This is a genomic window from Bradyrhizobium sp. HKCCYLRH3099, from assembly GCF_051167855.1.
Classification (GTDB): Bacteria; Pseudomonadota; Alphaproteobacteria; order Rhizobiales; family Xanthobacteraceae; genus Bradyrhizobium.
In genome coordinates, this window is the sequence record NZ_JBNPTW010000007.1 from 138674 (window position 1) to 164439 (window position 25766).

Consider the following 25766-nt stretch of genomic DNA (forward strand, 5'->3'; position numbering starts at 1 on the left):
ATGGCACTACTCGAAATCAAGAACCTGCAGGTCCGCGTCGAGGAGCGCGAGATTCTCCACGGGCTGACGCTTTCGATCGACGCCGGCAAGGTGCACGCGATCATGGGGCCGAACGGCTCGGGCAAGTCGACGCTCTCCCATGTCATCGCCGGCAAGCCGGGCTACGAGGTCACCGGCGGCGAGATCCTGTTCAAGGGCGAGGATCTCTTGGCCATGGATCCGGACGAGCGCGCCGCCAAGGGCGTGTTCCTGGCGTTCCAATATCCGGTCGAGATCCCCGGCGTCGCCACCATGACCTTCCTGCGCACCGCGCTCAACGCGCAGCGCAAGGCACGCGGCGAGGAGGAGTATTCGACCCCGGACTTCCTGAAGAAGGTGCGCGAGATCTCCAAACAGCTCAGCATTCCGCAGGACATGCTGAAGCGCGGCGTCAATGTCGGCTTTTCCGGCGGCGAGAAGAAGCGCAACGAGGTGCTGCAGATGGCGCTGTTCCAGCCGTCACTGTGCATCCTCGACGAGATGGATTCCGGCCTCGACATCGATGCGCTGCGCATCGCCGCCGATGGCGTCAACGCGCTGCGCTCGCCCGAGCGCTCGATGATCGTGATCACCCACTATCAGCGGCTCTTGAACTACATCGTGCCCGACGTCGTTCACGTGATGTCGAAGGGCCGCGTCGTGAAGAGCGGCGGCAAGGAGCTCGCGCTCGAGCTGGAGGCGTCCGGTTACGCCCAGTTCGAAGATGCGGCCTGAGCCCGTGAATGGATCTGTGATGAACGTAGCTCTGGTCAAGAACGACAGCGGTCCGGCGGCGAGCAGCGTATTCGCTGCCGCGCAGGGCCGGCTGCCCGGCGCCGGCAAGGTAGCGGATGTCAGGCGCGAGGCTTTTGCCGCCTTCGAGCGCACAGGCCTGCCGCACCGGCGCATCGAGGAATGGAAGTACACGGACTTGCGCGCGCTTGTGCGCGAGGTGCTGCCCTTGGCCGGCGCGCCGGATGCGGCGGCGTTGGCGCGGGTGACGGCTGCGATCGCCTCTGTTGCGATCGAAGGGGCGGCGAAGCTGGTGCTGGTCGACGGCGTCGTTGCCGCCGAACTGTCGGATCTCTCCGCGCTGCCGGCGGGCCTCAGCGTGCGGACGCTGAGCGCGGTGCTGGACGACGCCTCGAACGAGGCCCGCGGCGACCTGCTGCTCACCAAGGCCAGCGACCCCATGCTGTCGCTGAACGCGGCGCTCGCGACCGACGGCGTCGTGGTGACGGTGGCCGATGGGACGCAGCTGTCCGCGCCGTTGCACCTGATCCACGTCGCCACCGCGTCGAAGGCCGCACGCTACAGCCGCTCGCATGTGAAGGTCGGGCAGGGCGCGCGCGCGACACTGGTCGAGACGTCGATCGCCGCTGATGGCGTTGCCGCCTATCAGGCCAACGATGCCGCTGTCATCTGGGTCGGCGACGGCGCTCAGCTGTCGCATATCCGTCTGATGCGCGATGCCGCCGACGCGGTGAACGTCTCGTCGGAGCTGTTCACGGTTGGCGCCAGGTCCAAGCTCAGCCTGTTCAACATGACCAGCGGTGGCGCGGTCAGCCGGCTGCAGGCGTTCTTCACCCTCGCGGGCGAGTCCAGTGAGTTGATCGTCAACGGCGTCAACCTGCTGCGCGACAAGCAGCACGGCGACATGACGCTGGTGGTCGACCACGCCGTGCCGGGCTGCACCAGCCGAGAGAACTTCCGCGCGGTGCTCGACGATCGCGCCCATTCGGTGTTTCAGGGCCGCATCATCGTCCGTCCCGACGCGCAGCAGACCGACGGCAAGATGATGACGCGGGCGCTGCTGCTGTCCGACGAGGCCGAGGCCGACGCGAAGCCAGAGCTCGAGATTTTCGCCGACGACGTCTCCTGCGGTCATGGCGCGACCGCCGGCGCGCTCGACGACAGCCTGCTGTTCTACCTGCGCGCCCGCGGCCTGCCCGAGAAGCAGGCGCAGGCGTTGCTCATCCAGGCCTTCGTCGGCGAGGCGATCGAGGCGATCGAGGACGATGGCCTGCGCGAGCGCGTGATTGCGACTGCGCAGGACTGGCTGGAGGCCCGCGCATGAGCACGCATCCCGCCGTTTCCAACGGGTCCTACGACGTCGCCCGCATCCGTGAGGATTTCCCGGCGCTGGCGCTGCAGGTCTACGGCAAGCCACTCGTCTATCTCGACAACGCCGCCTCGGCACAGAAGCCGCGCGCGGTACTCGACCGCATGACGCAGGCCTACACCAGCGAATACGCCAACGTGCATCGCGGCCTGCATTATCTCGCCAACGCCGCGACGGAAGCCTATGAGGGCGGCCGCGAGCGGGTGACACGCTTCCTCAATGCAAGGCGCAGCGAGGAGATCATCTTCACCCGCAACGCGACCGAGGCGATCAACCTCGTTGCGGCGTCCTGGGGCGGCGCGAACATCGGCGAGGGCGACGAGATCGTGCTCTCGATCATGGAGCACCATTCCAACATCGTGCCGTGGCACTTCTTGCGCGAGCGCCAGGGCGCCGTGATCAAGTGGGCCCCGGTCGACGACGACGGCAACTTCCTGATCGACGAGTTCGAGAAGCTGCTGACGCCGAAGACGAAGATCGTCGCGATCACGCAGATGTCGAACATGCTGGGTACGCTCGTCCCGGTGAAGGAGGTCGTGCGGCTGGCGCATGCGCGCGGCATCCCGGTGCTGATCGACGGCAGCCAGGCGGCGGTGCATCTCGCCATCGACGTCCAGGACATCGACTGCGACTTCTACGTCTTCACTGGCCACAAGCTGTACGGGCCGACCGGCATCGGCGTGCTCTACGGCAAGTACGACATGCTTGCCGCGATGCGCCCCTTCAACGGCGGCGGCGAGATGATCCGCGAGGTCTCCCGCGATCTCGTCACCTATGGTGATCCGCCGCACCGGTTCGAGGCGGGCACGCCGATGATCGTCGAGGCGGTCGGCCTCGGCGCTGCGATCGACTACGTCAACTCGGTCGGCAAGGAGCGCATTGCCGCGCATGAGCACGACCTCGTGACCTATGCGCAAGAGCGGCTGCGCGAGATCAACTCGATCCGGCTGATCGGCACCGCCAAGGGCAAGGGCCCGGTGATCTCGTTCGAGATGAAGGGCGCGCATGCGCATGATGTCGCGACCGTGATCGACCGGCAGGGCGTCGCGGTGCGCGCGGGCACGCATTGCGTGATGCCGCTTTTGGAGAGATTCAACGTCACGGCGACCTGCCGGGCCTCGTTTGGCATGTACAATACGAGGGAAGAGATCGATCAGCTGGTACAGGCATTGATCAAGGCGCGGGATTTGTTTGCATGACCGACACGGCCGAAGTCAAAACTCAAACTGTCGAAACGCAGTCGGCGCTGCCGCCGGAGGAAACCGAACGGTTGTCCACCGAGATCATCGCGGCGTTGAAGACGGTGTTCGATCCGGAGATCCCGGCCGATATCTACGAGCTCGGCCTGATCTATAAGGTCGACATCAAGGATGACCGCAGCGTCGACGTGGTGATGACGCTGACGACGCCGAACTGCCCGGCCGCCGGCGAACTGCCGACGATGGTCGAAAACGCCATCGCAAGCGTCCCAGGGGTCGGCGTGGTGAACGTCAACATCGTCTGGGAGCCGCAATGGACCCCGGACCGGATGAGCGATGAGGCACGCCTCGTCCTCAATATGTGGTGAGGCACGAAGTTTGAATGACGGGCGGCATTGATCGACCGCCGGGATTGACCAGATGACCGATATGACCAACACGCCAGTTGCCATTAAGCCGAAGCCGCGGCCCCGTCCGCAGGTGATGCGGCTGACCGAAGCGGCCGCCGCGCGCATCCGCGAACTCACCGAGCGCGCGGAGTCGGAGATCATCGGCCTGCGAGTCGGTGTCAAGAACGGCGGCTGTGCCGGCCAGTCCTACACGGTCGAATATGCCCACGACATCCGTCCGACGGACGAGGTCGTCGAGGACAAGGGCGTGAAGATCCTGGTCGACCCCAAGGCCGTGCTGTTCCTGCTCGGCACCGAGATGGACTACCAGACCGACAAGATGCAGGCCCAGTTCGTGTTCAACAACCCGAACCAGATCAGCGCCTGCGGCTGCGGCGAGTCGGTGCAGCTGAAGCCCGCCGAGGTCTGATCGTCTCCTTTCCGCCAGGACGCATCCGGGACATTGTTGTGTTCCGGACATTGACACGCGCCGCCGTCCCGACCGACAACTTCCACCACAAGCGAGGTTGGGCGGGAGGCATCGCGATGGACCGAGAATTTCTGGCGGATCTGTTCGCCGGATTCGGTCCGGTCACGATCCGGCGCATGTTCTCCGGCTTCGGCATCTCCGCCGACGGCATCAACTTCGCGCTGGCCCTGCGCAGCGGGCTCTACTTGCGGGCCGACGAGACGAGCTTCGACAAGTTCGAGGCTGCGGGATCGAAGCCGTTTTCCTACGAAACCCGTGCCCGCAGCATGACCGTGCGCTCGTATTGGCAGGTGCCGGCGCATCTGTACGACGACACCGACGAATTTGCACTCTGGGCGAAAGAGGCATTCGCAGCCGCTCAGCGAGCCGCCCTTGCCAAGCAGACGAGGAAGAAGCGCGCCGTGCCGCGCAGCGCACAGGCCGTGAAGGAGGCGGGGCTACAGTCGAACAGGGCCAAGTCGAGCAAGGCCGAGTCGAGCAAGGCAAAATCAGGCAAGGCAAAGTCGAGCGGCACCAAGAGGGCCGTGAGCAAGGCCAAGGCAGCCAAGACTCGCAAAGCCGCCAAAAGTCCGACCAAGACGTCTGCAACAGGGCGCAAGGCCGCATCAGGTCGGACAACGCGCTCAGCGTCCTCGCGGACGCGCTGATTTCCGCGCTGTCAGGCGACCTGCGTGGCGGCGGCGCACTCCGGATCGTTCTCGCACACCACCCTGTTGCGGCCGTTCCGCTTGGCCGCGTAGAGGCAGGCGTCGGCGCGTTCGATCAGGGCGTCGGTATCGTCGCTGGCGCGCAGAACCGACACGCCGACCGAGATGGTGACGCGTCCAAGGATCTCTCCGGTCGACTTCTTCTTCAGCTCCTTCGCGGTCACGGCGCGGCGAATCTGGTCCGCCACCGTCAGCGCGTGCTGCAGCGACGTGTTCGGGAGCACGACGGCGAACTCCTCGCCGCCATAGCGCGCGGCGATGTCCTGGCCCTTGATCGCGTGCTTCAAGGTCATCCCGACCAGGCGCAGCACCTGGTCTCCGGTGAGGTGCCCGTAGGAGTCGTTGAACGACTTGAAATGATCGATGTCGAACATCAGGAGCGACAGCGGCTGCCTGGTCACGAGCCCCGTCTGCACGGTCGTTTCGATCATCCGGTCGAAATACTTCCGGTTGCCGAGCCCGGTCAGCGGATCGGTCAGGCTTTCGGCGCGGATCACTTCGAGGCTGTGCTGCAGGCCGCTGATCTCGTCCTTGGACAGCGACAGCCGCTCCTCCAGAATCCGGTTGGTCTCGCGCATCTCCTTGGTGGAGTGCGCCAGCGCTTCGATGATGTCGACCAGTTGCTCGCGATTGGTCGCCGACGCCAGCATGCGATCGGCACCGGCGAGACTCGCGTCATAGCTCGCGGTCCGGCCCAGGGCATCGGTGATCATGCCCATGAGGTCGTCGATCTCGCCGACGACCCGTGCGCCGACCTTGTCGATGCGATCCGATGTCTTGAGATGCGCGAGGTAGGATTCGTAGAGCTGATCGAGGTCGGATTGCGTCAGCTTGCCGTTGCGCGACAGCGTCTCGTTGATGACGTCGTTCAGCGGCGCATTGTAGCCGGTCGCGTAGACGTACCAGATCTCGTAGTTGCGCGGAGTGGCCGAGTGGCGAAGCGTTTTGATCTGGCTGAGCGCGACCTCGGCGAAGCCCATCGTGCGTTCGTGTTCGTCAAGCGCGTTGACCACAACAGGTTCTCCCCAATCGCCCGCGTCGCCGTCACAGCAATGAAATAAACAATGCCGGCCAAGCTAAAGGACGTTCGTGAACCAGGGGTAAATACGGCCGTAGAGTTGCGGAGCGGCTGCGCGCCGGTCGGCGGTATTCCACAGCTCATATGCTTGATGAGCTACATATGTGGTGAAGCGACGCGGTGCTGTGGCACTCCCCAGGTCGCTGTGCCGGCATCGTTCGATTTGAGCGGATCTGGAACGGCCTGACGACGACTAACCTAGGTTGGTTAGTTCACCGGAACTCATCTGAGAAGGCGGAACTCAGATGAAGCGTGAGAGTTCCGAGCGCGCTTCATCTCGAGCCGCTCGGAACATCGAGTCTTATCAAGGCAGCGGCGCGCGCACCGGGCGCAGCAGAAACGCCGGAAGATGTGAATGATCCGCAGGCTCATTGTCCTGATCGCGCCGCGAACGGCGATGCTCATTGCGCGGCTGATCGCTGCGGGGCGCGGGTGCGGGGCGCGGCGTGGCGGCCTGCGGTGCGCGCGGAGCGGCAGCGGCCGGACGCGGTTCTCGCTCACGTGGCTCGCGCTCCCGCTCACGGGGCTCGCGAGGTTCCCGCTCACGGGGAGCCTTGCCGCGGCTGCGACGTGAACTGTCGCGATCGCGCGGACGACGTTCACGCTGCTCGTCGTCGTGCGAGGAGTCCTCGACCTCGTAGTTGCCTTCGATCTGCGGGATGGGCTGACCGATCAGCTTCTCGATGGCGACGACCGATTTCTGATCGGCGGGAGACACGATCGAGATCGCGGTTCCGGTGCGGCCGGCGCGGCCGGTGCGGCCAATGCGATGGACGTAGTCGTCGGAATGATGCGGCACGTCGAAATTGAAGACGTGGCTGACTTCGGGAATGTCGAGGCCGCGGGCAGCCACGTCGGAGGCCACGAGCAGCGGCAGCTCGCCCTTGCGGAACTGATCGAGCGCGGCCATGCGCGCTGACTGGTCCATGTCGCCGTGCAGAGCGCCGACGCTGAAGCCGTGCTTCTGCAGCGATTTGTGCACGATCGCGACGTCGCGCTTGCGGTTGCAGAAGATGATTGCGTTCTTGAGATCCTTGGCCTCGCGCAGCAGGCGGCGCAGCACGTCGCGCTTCTGATGCGCCTCGCGTCCCGACGGCACCTGCAACTGGGTGACGGTGACCGCGGTCGTAGCCGGCTTGGAGACTTCGACCTTCTGCGGATTATGCAGGAAGGCGTCGGTGATGCGCCGGATTTCCGGCGGCATGGTCGCGGTGAAGAACAGGGTCTGCCGGGTGAAGGGCACGAGCTTGCAGATGCGCTCGATGTCCGGAATGAAGCCCATGTCGAGCATGCGGTCGGCTTCGTCGATGACCAGGAGCTCGACACCGGTCAGCAGCAGCCCGCCGCGCTCGGTGTGGTCGAGCAGGCGGCCCGGCGTGGCGATCAGGACGTCGACGCCGCGGGTCAGCTTGGCGTCCTGATCACCAAAGGAGACGCCGCCGATCAGCAGGGCGACGTTGAGCTTCTGTCCCACGCCGTAACGGTCGAAATTCTCTTTGACCTGGGCGGCGAGCTCGCGGGTCGGTTCCAGGATCAGCGTGCGCGGCATCCGCGCTCGGGCGCGGCCCTTTTCCAGGATGGTGAGCATCGGCAGGACGAAGGCGGCGGTCTTGCCGGTGCCGGTCTGGGCGATGCCGAGCACGTCGCGGCGCGCCAGCACATGCGGAATCGCCTGTTCCTGAATGGGAGTGGGCGTGGTGTATCCGGTTGCCGCTACTGCAGCCAACACCTTGTCGGACAAGCCGAGATTGGAAAAAGACATCGAGCCTCTATGTCACGCGCCAACAGGCGACGGGGCCTCTATTCGACGCCGCCGTTAGGAATCGAGGGGTAAAAGGCTGTGGTCGCGTTCAACCCCGAAACGGCATGCTCTAAGGAAGCTGGGGGTTTTCTGACTTACGCTGACCGGCGGCGAATTTCTCAGGAATCGGATTTCCCGGCCGCGCTGCTGCGGAAGATAGGGGCGAATCGCGCAAAGTCAATGGAAGAGGGTCGCGAAGTGCCGAAAAAGCTTAATGTTTTTGCATTTTTTCCGGGCAACTCGTCGTCTTGCCGTCGTACTTCGGGGTCACCGAAGTCGGCGCGCCGGAATGGCAAGGCGAGGCGCCGTCGAATTGTCGACGGAATTGCGGCGTGTGTTCGGCGCCAAGCCGCCGGGGCAGGGCGCGCCAGCCTGGCTGCGTGAACCGGCGGTGAGGGGCGGCCGACTATCGGAGGCGCAGCCTCATGCGACGAGGGCAGGGACGAATGATGAGATCGATGCGGACGGTGCAGGCGCTCCTGGTGGCCCTGCTGGCCATGGTCGTGGCTCCGGCCGCCCATGCCGAGAAGCGCGTGGCGCTCGTCGTCGGCAACAACGACTATCGTTACGTCCCGAAGCTGCAGAAGGCCGTCAACGACGCGCGCACCATGGGCGATACGCTGAAGCAGCTCGGCTTCAACGTCATGGTTGCGGAAAACCTGAATCGGCAGCAGTTCAGCCAGACGCTGCTCGCGTTCGACAACGCGGTCGAGCCAGGCGATACCGCGTTCTTCTTCTACGCCGGCCATGGCTTCGAGATCGCCGGCCAGAACTTCCTGCTGCCGACGGACGTGCCGGCCGCGACTGAAGGGCAGGAGGAGCTGGTGCGCGACGCCTCGATCCTTGCCGACCGCATCATCGAGCGGCTGCAGAACAAGAAGGCGCGCACCTCCATCCTGGTCTTCGACGCCTGCCGCAACAATCCGTTCGAGCGTTCGGGCACGCGCGCCGTCGCAGGTGGCGGCGGCTTGGCGCCGATGACGCAGCTGCCCGAGGGCGTGTTCTCGGTGTTCTCGGCCGGTCCGCGGCAGACCGCGCTCGACCGGCTTTCGAATGATGACGCCAATCCGAATTCGGTGTTCACGCGCACCTTCGCCAAGGAGCTGACGCAGCCCGGAGTCAACCTCGTCCAGGTCGCTCAGCGCACCCGGCGCGCCGTCAGCGAACTCGCCGAGACCGTGCGCCACAAGCAGATCCCGGTCTATTTCGACCAGATGGTCGACGATGTCTTCCTCAACGGGATGGCCAAGGGGCCGGTCGCCGACAAGCCGGCCGAGCCGCAGCAGAAGCTCGCGGCGCTGCCGCCGGTCTCCGCGCCGAAGATCCCGCCGGCCAACGAGATCCTGAACGCGCCGATCGCGATGTTCTCGCGCCACAATGGCGGCTGGACCGTCACGTTCTCGATCGCCGACCCGACGCTCGGCATTTCCTGGCGCATGGGTGAAAGCGGAGACTTCCGCGAGACCGGCTTCATGGACGTGCTGGATCCGCGCACGCGCAAGCGCATGCCCAATCCGTCGATCCAGCTGCCGGCGGACGAGCCCGCAGGCACCATCCAGGTCCGCTATGTCGATGCCTCCGGCGAAATGCAGGGGCCATTTCCGATCCGGTTCGAGCCGGAGACCGCGCTGGTGCGCGACCAGCGCAAGATCCTCGACATGACCGCGACGAGCTGGCTGTCGTTCCGCGAGTTCAACGGGCTGCTCGTCTACTACACGCACCTGATGTCGTATCGCTGCGCGATCCGCGAGGTGCGCATCGGCATCGACTCGGCCGTGCCGGACAAGGTGCTGAACATGCCCGGCTGCGACATGCGCGACCCCAGCGCGATTCCCTCCAACGCGACGCCCTATCTCAAGCTGCCGCCGGCGACGAAGTTCGTCTCGGTCGAGCTGACCTATCGCGACGGCAGCGTGTCGGAGATCAAGAGCTTCCGGCGCTGAGGCGCAACGTCAGGCCATGATCGAGTAGCCGCCGTCGACCGGAATCGCGGTGCCCGTGACGAAGTCCGCGGCCGGCGAGCTCAGGAACGTTGCGATGCCGGCGAAGTCGTCGATGTCGCCCCAGCGCCCGGCCGGCGTGCGTCCCAGCACGCGGTCGTGCAGGCCGTCGATCTGCTTGCGGGCGGCGCGCGTCAGATCGGTGTCGATCCAGCCTGGGAGAATCGCATTGACCTGGATGTTGTCGGGCGCCCAGGCGCAGGCACAGGCGCGCGTGTACTGCACGATGCCGCCCTTGCTGGCGGCATAGGCCGGCGCGAAGCTCGCGCCGAAGATCGACAGCATCGAGCCGATATTGATGATCTTGCCGCCGCCATTGGCCTTGAGGGCGGGGTAGGCGGCCTTGGAGCACAGGAAGGCGCTGGTCAGGTTGGTATCGATCACCTCCTGCCATTCCTCGAGCTCGAGCAGATGCGGCGGCTTGCGGATGCTCATGCCGGCGTTGTTGATCAGGATGTCGATTCGCCCGAGCTCGGCGGTGACACGCGCGACCATCGCGGCGACATCGTCCTTGTTGCTGACGTCGGTCTTGACGGCGATGGCGCGGACACCGCGGGCGGCGAGATCGGTAACAGCCGCCTGCGACTTCTCCTCGTTGCGTCCGACCACGGCGATATCGGCGCCGGCATCGGCCAGTCCGCGGGCCATGCCCAGACCGATGCCGCCATTGCCGCCGGTGACGATCGCAACTTTTCCACTCAGGTCGAAACGGCCTGCCATGCGTTCTCTCCAATATTGATTTCAATGAATCAGCAGGTGCCCTGCCAGATCATGACCAGGCCCAGCGCGCCCATGCCGACGCCATAGCCGGCCCATTGCAGCTGGTTGATCATGAAGCTCGTCCGCGGCCAGGCCACCACGCCGGTGCCCTGACCGACCCAGAACAGGCCGATCGCGAGCAGGAGCAGGCCGCCGATCATCAAGAATCTTCGCATGGCCACATCCTCCCGTGTCGACTGGCTGCACAGCATCGGAGACGCTGCTGCCGTCTTTTTTGTGGAGGTCAGCCTAGCGGCGCATCGTCACACTGACCAGCGCCGCATGTTGGCGCCCAAAACAAAAAGCCCCGGGGTTGACCCGGGGCTCTTCGCAAAGAATTCGGACAGTGCCGAGCGCCGATGGCTCAGTACTTTGCGACCACCGGGCCGGTCCAGTTGAAGCGGTAGACCAGCGAGGTCGTGATGGTCTGCACCCACGGCTTGAACGAGACGCTGTCGGTCGTCGCCAGGCCGGCGTTGGTGCGGACCAGGACGTCCTTGCGGTCGTAATAGGCCGCGCGGTATTCGGTCTTCATGAACCAGCCCGGCGCCGAGATGCCGAAGATGTTCAGGTTGTTCTCGACACCGCCGCCGACGAACCAGCCAGCGCGATCGAAACCGTCGGTGCGGAAACCGGAAGCAGCGCCGGTCAGCGTGGTCAGGTTGGTGCCCGACCAGTGCGAACCGGAGTAACCGGCGTTGACGTAGGAGAGAACGTTCGGCGCAACCAGGTAACCGACGCGAGCGCCAGCGGCCCAGGCGGTTTCCATCTTGATGCGGCCGGTGAGGGCAGCGAACTGATCCTGCAGGGTGCCGCGGAGGCTGCCGAACTGACCGTCGGCGAACACGCCGAACACCCAGGTCGGGTTGACCTGCCAGTCGTAGCCAGCACCCACGGTGCCGAGGAAGCCGTCGCCACCGACGCGCTGATCGATCGTCACCGGCACGCCGTTGAAGTTGGTGTGCGAGTCGGCATCCCAGAGACCGCCGCCAGCACCACCGAAGATGTAGAAGCCGGTCCAGCTCGGGGCAACCGGAGCCATCATCGGCGCCTTGGCATACGGGCGGGCGGCGAGGTCAGCAGCCGATGCTGCGCCAGTCATCACCACGATCGAAGCGGCAGCGAGCAAAAGCTTTTTCATATCAAAATCCCCAAGTCGTCGTGACGTAAGTGCCGGGCGGCGGCGATTCCCTCGCCTCATGTGTCCGGACTATAGCCGATTGGTGCCTAAAAGCTGTTGCCGCTTGAGCACACCCGCAGGGGAAAGTACGGTCCGGACCGCCGTTCGGCGCGTTAACATATTGGTTAGGAAAGAGAAAAGCAGGCCCACGCGAGCGCGTGGAACCTGCAATCGTCGCGAGAAACCGGCCAAAAACTAGACGTCGAGCAGCTCGTCGCTGGCAAATTCCGCCTTTTCAGAAATGAAGGCGAAGCGGGCCTCCGCTTTGGTCCCCATGAGGCGCTCGACCGAGTCGGCGGTGCCGTCGCGGTCGTCGGCGACCAGCGTCACCCGCAGCAGGGTCCGCTTGGCCGGATCCATGGTGGTTTCCTTGAGCTGCGCGGGCATCATCTCGCCGAGGCCTTTGAAGCGGCCGATCTCGACCTTGGCGTTGGCGTTGAACTCCCGCTTCAGCAACTCGTCCCGATGGGCGTCGTCGCGGGCGTAGAACGTCTTGCTGCCATGCGTCAGCCGGTAGAGCGGCGGCACGGCGAGGTACAGATGGCCCTCGTCGATCAGCCGCGGCATCTGCCGGTAAAAGAAGGTGATCAACAGCGAGGCGATGTGGGCGCCGTCGACATCGGCGTCGGTCATGATGATGATCCGCTGGTAGCGCAGATCCTCTTCGCGATACGCGGCGTTGGTGCCGGCGCCGATCGCCATCACGAGGTCGGCGAGCTGGGCGTTGGCGGTCAGCTTGTCCTTGCCGGCCGAGGCGACGTTGAGAATCTTGCCGCGCAGCGGCAGCACGGCCTGCTTCTTGCGGTCGCGCGCCTGCTTGGCGCTGCCGCCGGCCGAATCGCCCTCGACGATGAACAGCTCGGAGCCTTCGGTGCCGGCGTCGGTGCAGTCGGCGAGCTTGCCGGGCAGGCGCAGCTTCTTGGTCGCGGTCTTGCGCGCCGTCTCCTTTTCCTGGCGGCGGCGGATGCGCTCCTCGGCGCGCTCGACGACGAAGTCGAGCAGCCGGTTCGCCTGCACCGGATTTCCGGACAGCCAGTGATCGAACGGGTCCTTGACCGCCTGCTCGACGATCCGCTGCGCTTCGGCGGTGGCGAGACGGTCCTTGGTCTGGCCCTGGAATTCCGGCTCGCGCACGAACACCGAGAGCATGATGGCGGCGCCCGCCATGATGTCCTCGGAGGTGATGTTGGCCGAACGCTTGCCCTGGCCGACGCGTTCGGCGTGGTCCTTGAGGCCGCGAAGGAGGGCGCTGCGGATGCCCGACTCATGCGTGCCGCCATCGGGCGTCGGAATCGTGTTGCAATAGGACGACAGGAAGCCGTCGGCATCGGCGGTCCAGGCCACCGCCCATTCGCAGCCGCCATGGCCGCCGGTGCGGCCCGACTTGCCGGCGAAGATGTCGGGGTGGACCAGCGTGTCGGCGTGGATCGCGGCGGCCAGATAGTCCTTGAGGCCGCCCGGGAAGTGGAACGTCGCCTCAGGCTGGACGTCCTCGATGCCCTTGAGCAGCGACGGATCGCACTTCCAGCGGATCTCGACGCCGCCGAACAGATAGGCCTTGGAGCGCGCCATCTTGAACAGGCGCTGCGGCTTGAACGTCGCCTTGGCGCCGAAGATGGTCGGGTCGGGCTGGAATCGCACCCGCGTGCCGCGGCGGTTCGGCGCCTTGCCGACCTCCTCGAGTTTGCCCTTGGGATGGCCGCGCTCGAAGATCATGCGATAGAGCTTCTGGTTGCGCGCGACCTCGACCTCGAGCCGGGTCGACAGCGCGTTCACCACGGAGATGCCGACGCCGTGCAGACCGCCCGAGGTCTCATAGACCTTGGAATCGAACTTGCCGCCCGCGTGCAGGGTGCACATGATGATTTCGAGCGCCGACTTCTTCGGAAATTTGGGGTGCGGGTCGATCGGAATGCCGCGGCCGTTGTCGGTGACGGTCAGGAAGCCCTCGGCGTCGAGCTCGACTTCGATGAAGGTGGCGTGGCCGGCCAGCGCCTCGTCCATCGAGTTGTCGATGACCTCGGCGAACAGGTGATGCAGCGCCTTCTCATCGGTGCCGCCAATGTACATGCCGGGGCGGCGGCGCACCGGCTCCAGGCCTTCCAGCACCTCGATGTCGCGAGCGGTATATTCACCCTCGGAACCTGCCGCACGCGCGGCTGGCTTGGCTGGAGATTTGGCTTCGGGCTTGGTCTGGGCCTTGCCCTTGGCGGCGAACGCCGCCAGCGGGTCGGCGACGCCCTTGGCCTTGGCTTTTGCAGCTGATTTCAACGGCTTACCCATGGAATCTTGATGTTGCGCTTGCGCGAGATGGAACGAATCGTTGCGCCTGACTATGCCATGGACCGGCATAAGACAATGATCCCGGAAACGAGGGACCCTGCTGCGGACAGGCCATTCGGCCGCGTTCACGCGCGACAGCCGGTTGTTGTGACTTGAAGTCGGCCGGCTCCGTGGCGTACCAGTCTGCGCCAGGGAACCGCGAAGGCCTTCAAGCACTTAAGCGCCCCAAAGCAGAAAGGCGTCGAGCAGATGGAAGATTTTGGCCGCGCGGTTGCCGATTTCGTGCGCGACCATCAGGCCTGGGCTGCCCCGGTCGTCCTGCTGCTGGCCTTCGGCGAGTCCCTGGCCTTCATCTCGCTGCTGATCCCGGCGTGGGGCGCCCTGGTCGCGATCGGTGCCCTGATCGGCGCCACCGGCATCAGCTTCTGGCCGGTGTGGCTGGCGGGCGGTATTGGAGCTGCGCTCGGCGACTGGGTGTCCTACTGGTTCGGCTATCGCTACAAGGACCGCGTCGCCCAGATGTGGCCGCTGTCGCTCTATCCGGAGCTGCTGCCGCGCGGCGAGGCCTTTGTCCGCGACTGGGGCGTGCCGAGCATCTTCATCGGCCGATTCTTCGGTCCGCTCCGCGCCTCGGTGCCGCTGGCGGCCGGCATCTTCGAGATGCCCTACATGATGTTCCAGATCGCCAATTTCGTGTCGGCGCTGGTCTGGTCGGCGGTGCTGCTGCTGTTCGGCGACATCATCGGGCGCATCATGGAATGGCTGTGGCGCACGGTCTGATCCGCGGCACGGCGCGTTGCGACCTTGACGCAGGAACCGCGCGGTCTTATAGCCCTGCGCCCATGATCAACGCAGCGACCATTTTCATCGCCGACATGCGCCGTCGTACCCCCGCGGTACGGGCGATGGTCTGCGTCTAGATCATCACCCTTGCCGCCGGATCCGGTCCCGCGGCAGACCTTTCCCTTGCAGCGAGATTGATCAGGCGGCTCCTTCGTCCAGCAGGAGTTTCCGATGTACACGCCACCGCCTTTCAAGCCTGACCGCGCCGCGAGCCTCGGCTTCGCCGACGCGCGCGGCTTCGGCACGGTCTGCGCGTGGGACGGTGCCAAGCCGGTCGCATCCCCGCTGCCATTTCATCTGGGGGCGCTGAACGACGGTACGCCACAGGCGTTCTTTCATGTTGCCCGCAACAATCCGCTGGTGAAGCTCGCCGACGGCAAGACCCCGTGGCTGGTCGCCGTTAACGGCTCCGACGCCTATGTGTCGGCCGACTGGTACGTCTCGCCGGACCAGGTGCCCACCTGGCTCTATCAGACGGTGCATCTGACCGGCGCGGCGCAGGTGCTGTCAGAGGCCGAGCTGGCCGCACAGGCTGACGCGCTCAGTGCCAAGTTCGAGCAGCGGCTGTTGCCGAAGACGCCATGGACCTCGGACAAGATGACGGCCGGCCGACTGGAGGCGATGCGCAAGGCGATCGTCGGGATCGTGATGACGATCGACGAGGTCGAGGGCAGCTTCAAGCTCAACCAGCACAAGTCCGAGGCCGACTACGCCGCGGTGGCGACCCGGCTCGGCGAGCGGCCCGACATCGGCTCGCAACAGATTTCCTCTCTCATGCGGCAGGCGCGGCCTCAGGCCTTTGCCGGTGAAACCCAGACCTGAAGGAGCGTGTCATGACCGTGATCGATAGCAACCCGGCGAAAGCTCAGACCGGAGCGGGCGCCGCGATGCGTTCGGTGTTCGTCGACGGCGGCTCGGGCACGACCGGCCTCGGGATCGCCGAGCGGCTCGCGCATCAGAGCGACATCGTCGTGAAGACGATCGCCGAGGATAAGCGCAAGGATCCGGAAGCCAAGCGGACGCTGATGGCCGAGGTCGACCTCGTCATCCTTTGTCTGCCCGACGATGCCGCGAAGGAGACGGTCGCGCTGATCGACGGCATGGGCAGCGCGGCACCGAAGGTGCTGGACGCCTCGACCGCGTATCGGGTCGCACCGGACTGGGCCTATGGCTTCCCGGAGCTTGTGGTCGACCAGGCCGACAAGATCCGCAATGCCCGCAAGGTCTCCAATCCCGGCTGCTATCCGACCGGCGGCATCGCGCTGCTGCGGCCGCTGGTCGATGCCGGACTGCTGCCGCAGGATTATCCGGTGACCGTGAACGCGGTGAGCGGCTATTCGGGGGGCGGCAAGGCCATGATCGCGGCTTATGAGAACGGCACCGCGCCGAATTTCGAGCTGTACGGCCTCAGCCTCGAGCACAAGCATCTGCCCGAGTTGCAGCTCTATTCGAAGCTGACGCGGCGGCCGATCTTCATTCCTTCGGTCGGCAACTACCGGCAGGGCATGCTGGTCTCCGTGCCGCTGCAGCTCGACGCGCTGCCGGGCAAGCCCTCGGGAGCCGACCTGCAGGCCGCGCTGGCGAAGCACTATGCCGGCAGCAAATATGTCTCGGTGATGCCGCTCGACGGCGCGGCGGCCAAGAGTGGCCGGCTCGAGCCGGAGGCGCTCAACGACACCAACCAGCTCGAGCTGCACGTGTTCGCCAGCGACAAGCACCATCAGGCGGTGCTGGTGGCGCGGCTCGACAATCTCGGCAAGGGCGCCTCGGGCGCAGCCGTGCAGAACATGCGGCTGATGCTCGGGCTGCCCGATCTCGGCTGAGGTCGATCCGGGGTCATCCGGCCGGAACGATTAGAACATCATGCGAGGCCGGCGCTCCGCCTGCCTCGCCGCAAACCAAAGCTGGGCGACCCCCATGACCGCTATCGATCTGACTGCGCTGCCCGTCACCATGAACGATGTCCGCGCCGCCGCAGATACGATCGGCGGCGTCGTGCTCGAGACCGCCTGCAACCAGAGCCGGACGCTCGGCGAGATCTGCGGCTGCAACATCTGGCTCAAATTCGAGAACCTGCAGTTCACGTCGTCGTTCAAGGAGCGCGGCGCGCTGAACCGGCTGAATGCGCTGTCGGCTGAGCAGAGAGAGCGCGGCGTGATCGCGATGTCCGCCGGCAACCACGCGCAGGGCGTCGCGTACAATGCGCGGCGCCTCGGCATTCCCGCGACCATCGTGATGCCCGTGGGTACGCCGATGGTGAAGATCGAGAATACCAAGCGGCATGGCGCCGAGGTCGTGATCTCCGGAGCGACTTTGGAAGAGTCCGGCGCATTCGCAAGGGAGCATGGCGCTGCGCGCGGCATGACCATGATCCATCCCTACGACGATCCGCTGATCATCGCGGGGCAGGGCACGGTTGCGCTGGAAATGCTGGCGGTGGTGCCCGAACTCGACACGCTGGTGGTGCCGATCGGCGGCGGCGGGCTGATCTCCGGCATGGCGGTCGCTGCAAGGGCGCTCAAGCCGGACATGCGCATCATCGGCGTTCAGGCCGAGCTGTATCCGTCGATGTACAACGCGATCAATCACAGCAGCCTGCCGATGCGCGGCGACACGCTGGCGGAGGGCATCGCGGTGAAATCACCGGGCCGCATCACGACCGAGATCATCGGCCATCTCGTCGACGACATCCTGCTCGTGACCGAGCCGCAGATCGAGCGCGCGCTCGCCACGCTGATCTCGATCGAGAAGACGGTCGTCGAGGGCGCCGGCGCCGTGGGGCTCGCGGCCGTGCTCGCGCATCCCGCGCCGTTTGCCGGCCGCAATGTCGGCCTCGTGCTGTGCGGCGGCAACATCGATACCCGCCTGATCGCCTCCGTTCTCACGCGCGAACTGGCCCGCGAGGGCCGGTTGACGCAGCTGTCGATCGACATCGTCGATCGCCCGGGACAGCTCGCGGCCGTGTCCGCTCTGCTGGCCGATGCCGGTGCCAACATCATCGAGGTGTCGCATCAGCGCACCTTCTCCGCTCTGCCGGCGAAGGCGACCTTGCTGGAGCTGGTGATCGAGACCCGCGATCAAGCGCACCTCAATGAGGTGATGGCGAAGCTGGTCGCCGCCGACTTCAAGGCGCGCTGCACCTGACAGAGCCTCGCGCTCCAACTGACGTCGATTTTGGAATGCAACGATGTTCAAGACCATTCGGTATATTTCCGACGTCGAGCCCGCGGTCGCCGGGAAGAAGGAGATCCGTTTCCTCTCCCAGCCCAATGGCATCACGCTCGGCTGTTATCTGTTCATGGACTCCAAGACCTTCGACTCTCCCGAGGCGCTGGAGTGCCGCGGCATCGCGTTCGACCGCGCCGGCCACATCGTGTCGCGGCCGCTGCACAAGTTCTTCAATGTCGGCGAGAAGGAATGGCTGGCGCCGGACCGGCTGCTTTCGCGCGACGATATCGTCGCGATCTACGACAAGCTCGACGGCAGCATGGTCGCGACGGCCTGGGTCGATGATCAGCTGAAGTGGCGGTCAAAGAAGTCGTTCAACTCCGATGTGGTTCGTCTGGCGGCTCAGCTGCTGGACCGGCCGGAGCACGCCGGCATCGACGCCTTCGCCAAGGAAATCGCAAGTGCCGGCATGACCGCGATCTTCGAGTTGACCCATCCCGACGCCCGGATCGTCGTCGCGCAGGATCAGCCCGAGCTGCGGTTGTTGCATGTGCGCGACAACGTCACCGGCCAGTATGTCATGCTGGACAGCGGCCATGCCGTTCATGACTTGATCGGCAGCCACGGCGTTCCGCTGGTGCATCGTTTCGACGGGTTGTCGCTTGCGGCGGCCATCGACTCGCTCACTGATATGGAGGGCAGGGAAGGCTACGTCATCCAGTTCGCCAACGGCGACATGGTCAAGATCAAGTGCCCCTGGTACCTGCGCATCCATCGCAGCCTGTCGTTCTTGCGCGAGCGCGACATCGCCTGGCTGGCGCTCAACGAGGAACTGGATGACGTCAAGGGGCACTTGGTCGAAGCAGGCGTCGATCTGGCCGCGGTGAATGAGGTCGAGGCGCGTCTGAAGACCATGCTCTCCGGCTTCCTCGATGAGATCGAGGCCATCTATCAGCGCGACCGCGATCTCGACCGCAAGAGCTTTGCGATCGCCAACAAGGACCATCCGCTGTTCGGCCTGGCGATGCAGCGCTATCTCGGCAAGGAGGTTACCTTGCTCGACTGGTACGGACGCACGCGTCTGAAGGACGATTTCAGCCTGCGTCCGCTGGTCGACGAAACGCTGATCGACGCCCTCGACGGCTGAGGCGGGGCCGGCCCCGCGCGTGCAGGGAGCCGGGCCGGCCGTTGGCGAGCGAAGCAGCACGCCCGCGCCAGCGCGGCGTGCTGCTGATTGTCGGGCATGCCCCTGGTCCTCACAGCAACAGTTCGACTGACAACGTCGGCACGATCTCGCGTGCGCATTGTGCATCGCGCAATCGTGCTGCACGCGCGAAGCTTCATCAGACGTGAGGTTGTCAGGTCAGAATTTTAGTTGCGCACCTCAAAAATTGAGGACAGGATTACCTCAACAAACAAAATGGTTGGGAGGATTCTGATGAGACTGCTCGCGAAGCTGGGAGTCGCTGCGGCCGCATGCGTGCTTGCGGGCACCGCCGCCGTTGCCGACACCACCGTCAAATGGCTGCACATCGAGGTCAATCCGGCCCAGGTGAAGATCTGGGAGGAGGTGGCGCGCGCCTACGAGGCGTCGCACCCGGGCACCAAGATCGAGATGCAGTTCCTCGAGAACGAGGCCTACAAGGCGAAGCTGCCGACCATCCTGCAGTCCAAGGACCGGCCGAACATCATCTATAGCTGGGCCGGCGGCGTGCTGAAGGCGCAGATCGAAGCCGGCGTTCTCGAGGACATCACCGACCAGGTGAAGGGCTACAGCGACAGCCTGACTCCAGCGGCGCTCGCGGCCTTCAGCGACAATGGCAAAGTCTACGGTCTGCCGACCGCGCTGTCGCAGGTCGGCTTCGTCTGCAACAAGGAGCTGATGGCCAAGGCGAAGGTCGATCCCGCAGCCATCAAGACGTGGGACGATCTGCTCGGCGCCGTGAAGACCCTGAAGGCCGCGGGTGTCACGCCGATCGTCGTCGGCGGCGCCGACAAATGGCCGCTGCATTTCTACTGGACGCATCTTGCGGTGCGCATCGGCGGCAAGCCGGCCTTCGATGCAGCGCTGCGCGGCGAGAATGGCGGCTTCGCCGGTGACACCTTCGTCAAGTCGGGCGAGATGTTCAAGCAGCTGGTCGATCTCCAGCCGTTCCAGAACGGTTTCCTCGGTTTCAAGAACCCGCAGGCCGTTGGCTATTTCGGCGACGGCAAGGCGGCGATGACGCTGGCGATCAGCTCGGTCTACAACCTGCAGCGGGCGCTCGCGGCCGACAAGGTGGGCTTGGGCGAGGACAAGATCTGCTGGTTCGACTTCCCGACCGTGGCCGGCGGCAAGGGCGCGCCGACCGATACGCTCGGCGGCATCACCGGCTGGCTGGTCACCAAAGGCTCGCCGAAGGAGGCGGTCGACTTCCTGAAGACCTTCATCTCGAAGGATGTGCAGACGCGGCTTGCGGCCGGCAATTTCATCGTCCCGGTGGTGCAGGGCGCCGACGCCGGCCTCAACAACGCCTTCATGAAGCAGATTGCGTCGAATCTGGCGAAGTCGAACTATCACCAGAACTTCTACGACCAGAGCCTCGGACCGTCGGTCGGTCGTGTCGTCAACGACGTTTCCGCGGAGATCGCGGGCGGCAGCATGAGTCCCCAGGACGCGGCGAAGGCGATCGAGGCGGCGCGCAAGCAGGGCAACTGAGGTGCGTCCGATCGCGAGTACGTCGTCGCTGCAGGTCGCGCGGCCGCCGCTGGCCGCGCAGGCGAGCCGCGGCCCGAGCTGGGATGGCCGTTTCACGGTGATCATCCTGTTCCTGCCACCGGCACTGCTGCTGTTCACGCTGTTCGTGGTGCTGCCGATCGGCGAGGCCGCCTGGTATTCCGGCTTCAACTGGAACGGCTTCGGCCGGCCGACCAACTGGATCGGCTTCGACAACTACCGCTTCGTGCTGGAGACGCGCGCGTTCTGGCTCGCGCTCCGCAACAACGGCCTGATCATCGCGGTTTCGCTGTGCGTGCAACTGCCGCTGGCGCTGACGCTGGCCCTGATGCTGGCGGAACGCTTTCGCGGCGCGGTGGCGCTGCGGATGCTGTTCTTCATGCCGTACATCCTGGCCGAGATCGCCACCGGGCTGATCTTCAGCTTCGTTTATGACGGCGATTACGGGCTCGTCGCCTCGATCTGGCGCAGCTTCGGCGCCGAGCCGCCGCATCTGCTCGCATCCACTGACACCGCGATGCTGGCCGTGCTGATCGTGATCGTCTGGAAGTATTTCGGCTTCCACATGATGCTGTTTATCGCTGCGCTGCAGAGCATCGACAAGAGCCTGATCGAGGCGGCGCGGATCGACGGCGCGACACGGACGCAGAGCCTGCGCCATGTCGTCATCCCCTTGCTCTACCCGACGATCCGGCTCTCGGTGTTCTTCGCCATCATCGGCTCGCTGCAGCTGTTCGACCTGGTGATGCCGCTGACGCGCGGCGGCCCGGCCGACTCGTCGAACACGATGGTGAGCTTCCTCTACAACAACGGCATCTCGCGCATGCGCGTCGGCTACGGCAGCGCCATCGGCGTCATCCTGTTCGTGATCTGCGTGACCTTTGCCTTCACCTACAAGCGATGGTTCATGCGCGATGAATAGGGCGGAGACGACGAGAGAGCCGTTCGATCCCGCCGCACTGTTCAAGGCGGCATTTATGGCACTCGTCGCCATCTTCGTGCTGGTGCCGCTGCTCGCGACCTTCCTCGGCGGCTTCAAGTCGCTGGGCGAATTGCGCGTCAATCCGTTCGGCCTGCCGCAGCACTGGGAGTGGCAGAACTATGCGGACATCCTGTTCTCCGGGCGCTACTGGCAGCTGCTGCGCAACTCGCTGATCATCTCGACACTCACGGTGATCCTGACCCTGATCGTCGCCTCCATGGCGGCGTTCACCTTCGCCCATGTCCGGTTCTTCGGCAGCTCGATGCTGTTGAGCTACCTGACGCTGGGGCTGCTGTTCCCAGCGGCCACCGCGGTGCTGCCGCTGTTCATCAAGGTGCGCGACCTCGGCCTGCTCGATACCTATTTTGGCGTGGCGCTGCCGCAGGTCGCGTTCAGTCTCGCGATGAGCGTGCTGCTGCTACGGCGTTTCTTCAAGGACATCCCCTACGAGCTGCTCGAAGCCGCGCTGGTCGACGGCTGCAGCTACGTGAAATTCTTCCGCTACGTGACCTTGCCGCTGTCGCGCCCGATCCTGGCCACGGTTGGCACCATCACCTTCGTCAACAGCTGGAACGCCTACCTGCTGCCGCTGGTGATGCTCAACACCGATGCGCTGTATCCCTGGCCGCTCGGCATCATGGTCTATCAGGGCGAATATTCGTCCGAATGGCACCTGATCCTCGCCTTCATCACCCTGACCATCCTGCCCACCATCATCCTGTTCCTCCTGGCCCAGAAGCACATCGTTGCCGGCCTGACGTCGGGGGCGGTCAAGGGATGAACCTGCCATCACGGAGAATGCAATGAGACGCGTCGGCATCGGCATCATCGGATGCGGCAACATCAGCACGGCCTATCTGAAGGCGGCACAGCGGTTCCCGGTCCTCGATATCAAGGCGCTGGCTGACATGCGCAGCGATGCAGCCGAGCGCCAGGGCGCCGCCTTCGGCCTGCCGGGCATGCGGGTCGACCAGCTGCTCAAGCGCGACGACATCGAGATCGTCATCAATCTCACCGTGCCGCTCGCGCATACTGATGTCAGCCTCGCGGTGCTCAATGCCGGCAAGCACGTTCATTCCGAGAAGCCGCTCGGCATCGACGTCACCGAAGCGCGCAAGGTGATCGAGTTGGCCGCGCAGAAGAACCTGCGCGTCGGCTGCGCGCCCGACACGTTTCTCGGCGGCGGGCATCAGACGGCGCGCAAGCTGATCGACGACGGCGCGATCGGCACGCCGGTCGCCGGCAGCGTCTTCTTCGGCTGTCCCGGGCATGAGCGCTGGCACCCGGCGCCGGGCTTCTACTACCTGCGCGGCGGCGGCCCGATGCTCGACATGGGGCCGTACTACATCACCGACCTCGTGCAGCTGCTCGGTCCCGTCGCGAGCGTGATGGGCTCGACCGCGCGCCCGCGGGCGGAGCGTCTGGTCACGAGCCAGCCGATGAACGGCACGCTGATCCCCGTCGAGGTCGCGACGCATGTTTCCGGCACGCTCGAATTCGAGAGCGGGGCAGTGGTGTCGGTCACGATGAGCTTCGATGTGCCGAAGCACCGGCATGCGCCGATCGAGGTCTATGGCGACAACGGCAGCATGCTGGTACCCGATCCCAATCGGTTCGGTGGTGAGGTGCAGGTCGCCAAGACCGGCGGCGACTGGGAGACGATGCCGCTGACGCACGGGCATGTCGACGGTGAATTTCGCTCGATCGGCGTGGCCGACATGGCCACCGCAATCCTGAACGACCGGCCGCATCGCGCCAGCGGCGCGCTGGCTTTCCACGTGCTGGAGGTGATGGAGGCGTTCCAGACCTCCGCCAATGAAGGCCGCCGCGTCAGGATCGAGAGCCGCGTCGAGCGGCCGGCGATGCTGCCGGCGGGACGCGACACCGGACAGATCGACTGAGGACGGACATATGCGCAAGGCAATGATTGTATGGGGCGGCTGGGCCGGGCATGACCCGGATCTCTGTGCGTCGATGATCCGGGGCTGGCTGAAGGCCGAAGGATTCGAGGTCCGGATCGAGACTACGACGGCGGCGTTCGCCGATCCGGCCATCCATGATCTCTCGCTGATCATTCCGATCTATACGATGTCCAAGATCGAGAAAGCTGAGGCACTCAACCTTTGCGCCGCGGTGCGCAGCGGCGTCGGCCTGGCCGGCCATCACGGCGGCATGGGCGACGCCTTCCGTGACTCCGTCGACTACCAGTTCATGTGCGGCGGGCAATGGGTCGCGCATCCCGGCAACATCATCGACTACCGGGTCGACTTGACCAGGCCGGACGATCCCATCATGAAGGGACTGACGAGTTTCGAGCATCGGTCCGAGCAGTATTACATGCATGTCGACCCGGCCAACGAGGTGTTGGCGACCACGACCTTCAGCGGCGAGCACGCCCCCTGGATCGAGGGTGTCGTGATGCCCGTGGTTTGGAAGAAGCGGTACGGTTCCGGCCGCGTGTTCTATTCCTCCCTCGGCCATCGTGCCTATGAGCTCGACGTGCCGGAGATTCGCACGTTGATGACCCGCGGCATGCTATGGGCGGCCCGCGAGTGACAGCCGGTGCGCCCCCGGCGCCCGTTCGCGCCACGCTCGAGGATGTCGCGCGGACGGCAGGCGTGTCGCTCGCGACCGTCGACCGCGTCATCAACCGGCGCGAGGGTGTCAGGGCGAAGACCGTGGCCCGCGTCGAGGCCGCGGTGGCGAAGCTTGGCTACCGCGCCGATATCGCCGCCGCGCGGCTCGCGCGCGGACAGAGCTTCCGCTTCGCCTTCGTGCTGCCGACCGGCGGCAACAGTTTCATGACCAGCCTGACCGAGCAGGTCCGGCACACCGCGGATTGGCTGGCCGGCCAGCGCGGCTTCATCGACATCCTCCACGTCGACGTGTTCGATCCGGACGTGCTGGCAAGTGCGCTGGAAACGCTGTCGCCGGCCTATCAGGGCGTTGCCGTCATCGCGCTCGATCATCCCCGTGTCCGCGCCGCGATCGACGAACTCACCGCGCGCGGCGTTGCGGTGGTGACTCTGGTGTCGGACGCGCCGAGTTCGCGCCGTCTGCATTATGTCGGCATCGACAATCCGGCCGCGGGACGAACCGCCGCCACGCTGATGGGACGCTATCTCGGGGGCCAGCAGGGCACCGTCGCGGTCATCGCCGGATCGCTGTCGCTGCGTGATCATGCGGAGCGGCAGTTCGGCTTCAACCAGATCCTGTCGAGCGAGTATCCCAATCTGCGCGCCTTGCCCGTAATCGAGGGCCGCGACGACAGCGAGCGCACGCGGGAGTTGACGTCCGCGCTGCTCGCGCGCCATGCCGACCTCCGCGGCATCTATTGCTGCGGCGCCGGCAATCGCGGCATCGCCGATGCGCTGGAAGCCTCGGGCCGGGCGCGCGAGGTGGTGTGGATCACTCATGAGCTGACCCAGCATACGCGACGCTTCCTGGTGCGCGGCACGCTGGACGCGATCATCAACCAGGATCCCGGCCACGAGGCGCGCTCGGCGGCGCGCGTCCTGCTCGCCCATTGCTCGGGCGAGCCGATCAGCCCCGATCAGGAGCGCATCCGCATCGACATCTTCCTACGCGACAATCTGCCGTAGAGATCACAGCCAGCCGAAGATCGCGATCGCCAGTACGGCCTGGGCGGCGAAACTAACCACGAAGGCGAGCGTCCGGAACACGGGCAGTCCGATCGCGTAGACGATGACGTGAGCCACGCGCGACCAGAAATAGACGGCGCAGGCGAGCACGGTCCATTTGGTCGAGTAGTCGATCGCGTTCAGGATCAGCACCAGCGGCGCGAAAATCACGAGGTTCTCGACCGCATTGTCGTGCGCGAACATCAGCCGATTCGCCCAGGCCGAGTGGGGCTTGTCGTTGCGGGAGGGGTTGGCCATGGCGCCGGTGAGGCCGCGGACCTGGCAGCGGTTCAGGATGTAGGGAACCCACAGCAGGCCGGTCAGAATGACCGTCAGCGTCAGCCAGAACAGTTCGCGCGTCATCGAGATCCCCTCAACTGATTACCGTCC

At 65.2% G+C, this 25766-nt stretch carries 25 protein-coding genes; 18 read left to right on the forward strand and 7 right to left on the reverse strand.

All coding sequences use genetic code 11. The features are described 5' to 3' along the window. From sufC to ACQR1Y_RS16450, 6 genes are all read left to right on the forward strand, one after another. A complete protein-coding gene (sufC, locus tag ACQR1Y_RS16425) occupies nucleotides 1-753 on the forward strand; it encodes a Fe-S cluster assembly ATPase SufC (RefSeq protein ID WP_434860891.1) in 753 nt (250 codons plus the stop codon). A gap of 19 nt (nucleotides 754-772) precedes the next feature. Beyond that, nucleotides 773-2095 carry a Fe-S cluster assembly protein SufD gene (gene sufD / locus ACQR1Y_RS16430; RefSeq protein WP_434875922.1) on the forward strand — a complete coding sequence of 441 codons (1323 nt, stop codon included), beginning with the start codon at nucleotides 773-775 and terminating at the stop codon, nucleotides 2093-2095. After that, nucleotides 2092-3339, forward strand: coding sequence for a cysteine desulfurase (locus ACQR1Y_RS16435; RefSeq protein ID WP_434875923.1), 1248 nt, complete (start codon nucleotides 2092-2094; stop codon nucleotides 3337-3339). Before sufD ends, ACQR1Y_RS16435 begins: the two co-directional genes overlap by 4 nt. Beyond that, nucleotides 3336-3707, forward strand: a complete 372-nt coding sequence (locus tag ACQR1Y_RS16440; protein ID WP_434875924.1) for an SUF system Fe-S cluster assembly protein — start codon at nucleotides 3336-3338, stop codon at nucleotides 3705-3707. The genes ACQR1Y_RS16435 and ACQR1Y_RS16440 overlap by 4 nt, the downstream gene beginning before the upstream one ends. Nucleotides 3708-3768: 61 nt before the next feature. Beyond that, nucleotides 3769-4158: a HesB/IscA family protein gene (locus ACQR1Y_RS16445; RefSeq protein WP_434876029.1), complete on the forward strand. Its 390-nt coding sequence runs from the start codon at nucleotides 3769-3771 to the stop codon at nucleotides 4156-4158. A 116-nt stretch (nucleotides 4159-4274) separates the two neighbouring features. Then, a complete protein-coding gene (locus tag ACQR1Y_RS16450; RefSeq protein WP_434875925.1) occupies nucleotides 4275-4865 on the forward strand; it encodes a TfoX/Sxy family protein in 591 nt (196 codons plus the stop codon). A gap of 11 nt (nucleotides 4866-4876) precedes the next feature. Here ACQR1Y_RS16450 and ACQR1Y_RS16455 read toward each other — a convergent pair whose 3' ends face one another. Both ACQR1Y_RS16455 and ACQR1Y_RS16460 read right to left on the reverse strand, forming a co-directional pair. Beyond that, nucleotides 4877-5938 (reverse strand): GGDEF domain-containing protein, encoded by a 1062-nt coding sequence (locus ACQR1Y_RS16455; protein WP_434860887.1) that lies wholly within the window; start codon nucleotides 5936-5938, stop codon nucleotides 4877-4879. 369 nt (nucleotides 5939-6307) lie between these two features. Then, nucleotides 6308-7765 (reverse strand): DEAD/DEAH box helicase, encoded by a 1458-nt coding sequence (locus tag ACQR1Y_RS16460; RefSeq protein WP_434875926.1) that lies wholly within the window; start codon nucleotides 7763-7765, stop codon nucleotides 6308-6310. Nucleotides 7766-8250: 485 nt separating this feature from the next. Here ACQR1Y_RS16460 and ACQR1Y_RS16465 point away from each other — a divergent pair, with 485 nt between their 5' ends. Beyond that, nucleotides 8251-9747: a caspase family protein gene (locus ACQR1Y_RS16465; RefSeq protein ID WP_434875927.1), complete on the forward strand. Its 1497-nt coding sequence runs from the start codon at nucleotides 8251-8253 to the stop codon at nucleotides 9745-9747. Nucleotides 9748-9756: 9 nt separating this feature from the next. Here ACQR1Y_RS16465 and ACQR1Y_RS16470 read toward each other — a convergent pair whose 3' ends face one another. From ACQR1Y_RS16470 to parE, 4 genes are all read right to left on the reverse strand, one after another. Continuing rightward, nucleotides 9757-10524, reverse strand: coding sequence for an SDR family NAD(P)-dependent oxidoreductase (locus ACQR1Y_RS16470; protein ID WP_434875928.1), 768 nt, complete (start codon nucleotides 10522-10524; stop codon nucleotides 9757-9759). Between the two features lie 29 nt (nucleotides 10525-10553). After that, entirely contained in the window at nucleotides 10554-10739 is a 186-nt protein-coding gene (locus ACQR1Y_RS16475; RefSeq protein WP_434860883.1) for a hypothetical protein, read from the reverse strand. Nucleotides 10740-10927: 188 nt separating this feature from the next. Further along, nucleotides 10928-11704, reverse strand: coding sequence for an outer membrane protein (locus tag ACQR1Y_RS16480; RefSeq protein WP_434860882.1), 777 nt, complete (start codon nucleotides 11702-11704; stop codon nucleotides 10928-10930). Nucleotides 11705-11938: 234 nt separating this feature from the next. Next, complete coding sequence (parE, locus tag ACQR1Y_RS16485; RefSeq protein WP_434860881.1) at nucleotides 11939-14026, reverse strand: DNA topoisomerase IV subunit B; 2088 nt, start codon at nucleotides 14024-14026, stop codon at nucleotides 11939-11941. Nucleotides 14027-14275: 249 nt separating this feature from the next. On the opposite strand from parE, the gene ACQR1Y_RS16490 reads away from it, so the two are divergent. The 11 genes from ACQR1Y_RS16490 (at nucleotide 14276) to ACQR1Y_RS16540 (ending at nucleotide 25337) form a co-directional block, all read left to right on the forward strand. Further along, nucleotides 14276-14806, forward strand: a complete 531-nt coding sequence (locus ACQR1Y_RS16490; RefSeq protein ID WP_434860880.1) for a DedA family protein — start codon at nucleotides 14276-14278, stop codon at nucleotides 14804-14806. Nucleotides 14807-15040: 234 nt separating this feature from the next. Further along, nucleotides 15041-15691, forward strand: coding sequence for an FMN-binding negative transcriptional regulator (locus ACQR1Y_RS16495; RefSeq protein ID WP_434875929.1), 651 nt, complete (start codon nucleotides 15041-15043; stop codon nucleotides 15689-15691). 11 nt (nucleotides 15692-15702) lie between these two features. Continuing rightward, nucleotides 15703-16692 (forward strand): N-acetyl-gamma-glutamyl-phosphate reductase, encoded by a 990-nt coding sequence (gene argC / locus ACQR1Y_RS16500; protein ID WP_434875930.1) that lies wholly within the window; start codon nucleotides 15703-15705, stop codon nucleotides 16690-16692. Between the two features lie 94 nt (nucleotides 16693-16786). Beyond that, the gene (locus ACQR1Y_RS16505) at nucleotides 16787-18013 is read left to right on the forward strand and encodes a threonine ammonia-lyase (RefSeq protein ID WP_434875931.1); all 1227 of its coding nucleotides are present in this window, start codon (nucleotides 16787-16789) and stop codon (nucleotides 18011-18013) included. A gap of 43 nt (nucleotides 18014-18056) precedes the next feature. Next, a complete protein-coding gene (locus ACQR1Y_RS16510) occupies nucleotides 18057-19184 on the forward strand; it encodes an RNA ligase (protein WP_434875932.1) in 1128 nt (375 codons plus the stop codon). Between the two features lie 291 nt (nucleotides 19185-19475). Beyond that, nucleotides 19476-20735, forward strand: coding sequence for an extracellular solute-binding protein (locus ACQR1Y_RS16515; RefSeq protein WP_434875933.1), 1260 nt, complete (start codon nucleotides 19476-19478; stop codon nucleotides 20733-20735). A 1-nt stretch (nucleotide 20736) separates the two neighbouring features. After that, nucleotides 20737-21675, forward strand: a complete 939-nt coding sequence (locus ACQR1Y_RS16520; protein WP_434875934.1) for a carbohydrate ABC transporter permease — start codon at nucleotides 20737-20739, stop codon at nucleotides 21673-21675. After that, the gene (locus ACQR1Y_RS16525; protein WP_434875935.1) at nucleotides 21668-22516 is read left to right on the forward strand and encodes a carbohydrate ABC transporter permease; all 849 of its coding nucleotides are present in this window, start codon (nucleotides 21668-21670) and stop codon (nucleotides 22514-22516) included. The genes ACQR1Y_RS16520 and ACQR1Y_RS16525 overlap by 8 nt, the downstream gene beginning before the upstream one ends. A gap of 22 nt (nucleotides 22517-22538) precedes the next feature. Continuing rightward, the gene (locus tag ACQR1Y_RS16530; protein WP_434875936.1) at nucleotides 22539-23636 is read left to right on the forward strand and encodes a Gfo/Idh/MocA family protein; all 1098 of its coding nucleotides are present in this window, start codon (nucleotides 22539-22541) and stop codon (nucleotides 23634-23636) included. Nucleotides 23637-23646: 10 nt separating this feature from the next. Further along, nucleotides 23647-24291 (forward strand): ThuA domain-containing protein, encoded by a 645-nt coding sequence (locus tag ACQR1Y_RS16535; protein WP_434875937.1) that lies wholly within the window; start codon nucleotides 23647-23649, stop codon nucleotides 24289-24291. After that, entirely contained in the window at nucleotides 24273-25337 is a 1065-nt protein-coding gene (locus ACQR1Y_RS16540; RefSeq protein WP_434875938.1) for a LacI family DNA-binding transcriptional regulator, read from the forward strand. Before ACQR1Y_RS16535 ends, ACQR1Y_RS16540 begins: the two co-directional genes overlap by 19 nt. Before the next feature lie 3 nt (nucleotides 25338-25340). On the opposite strand, the gene ACQR1Y_RS16545 is transcribed toward ACQR1Y_RS16540, so the two are convergent. Beyond that, nucleotides 25341-25739: an MAPEG family protein gene (locus ACQR1Y_RS16545; RefSeq protein ID WP_434875939.1), complete on the reverse strand. Its 399-nt coding sequence runs from the start codon at nucleotides 25737-25739 to the stop codon at nucleotides 25341-25343. Nucleotides 25740-25766 lie beyond the last annotated feature (27 nt).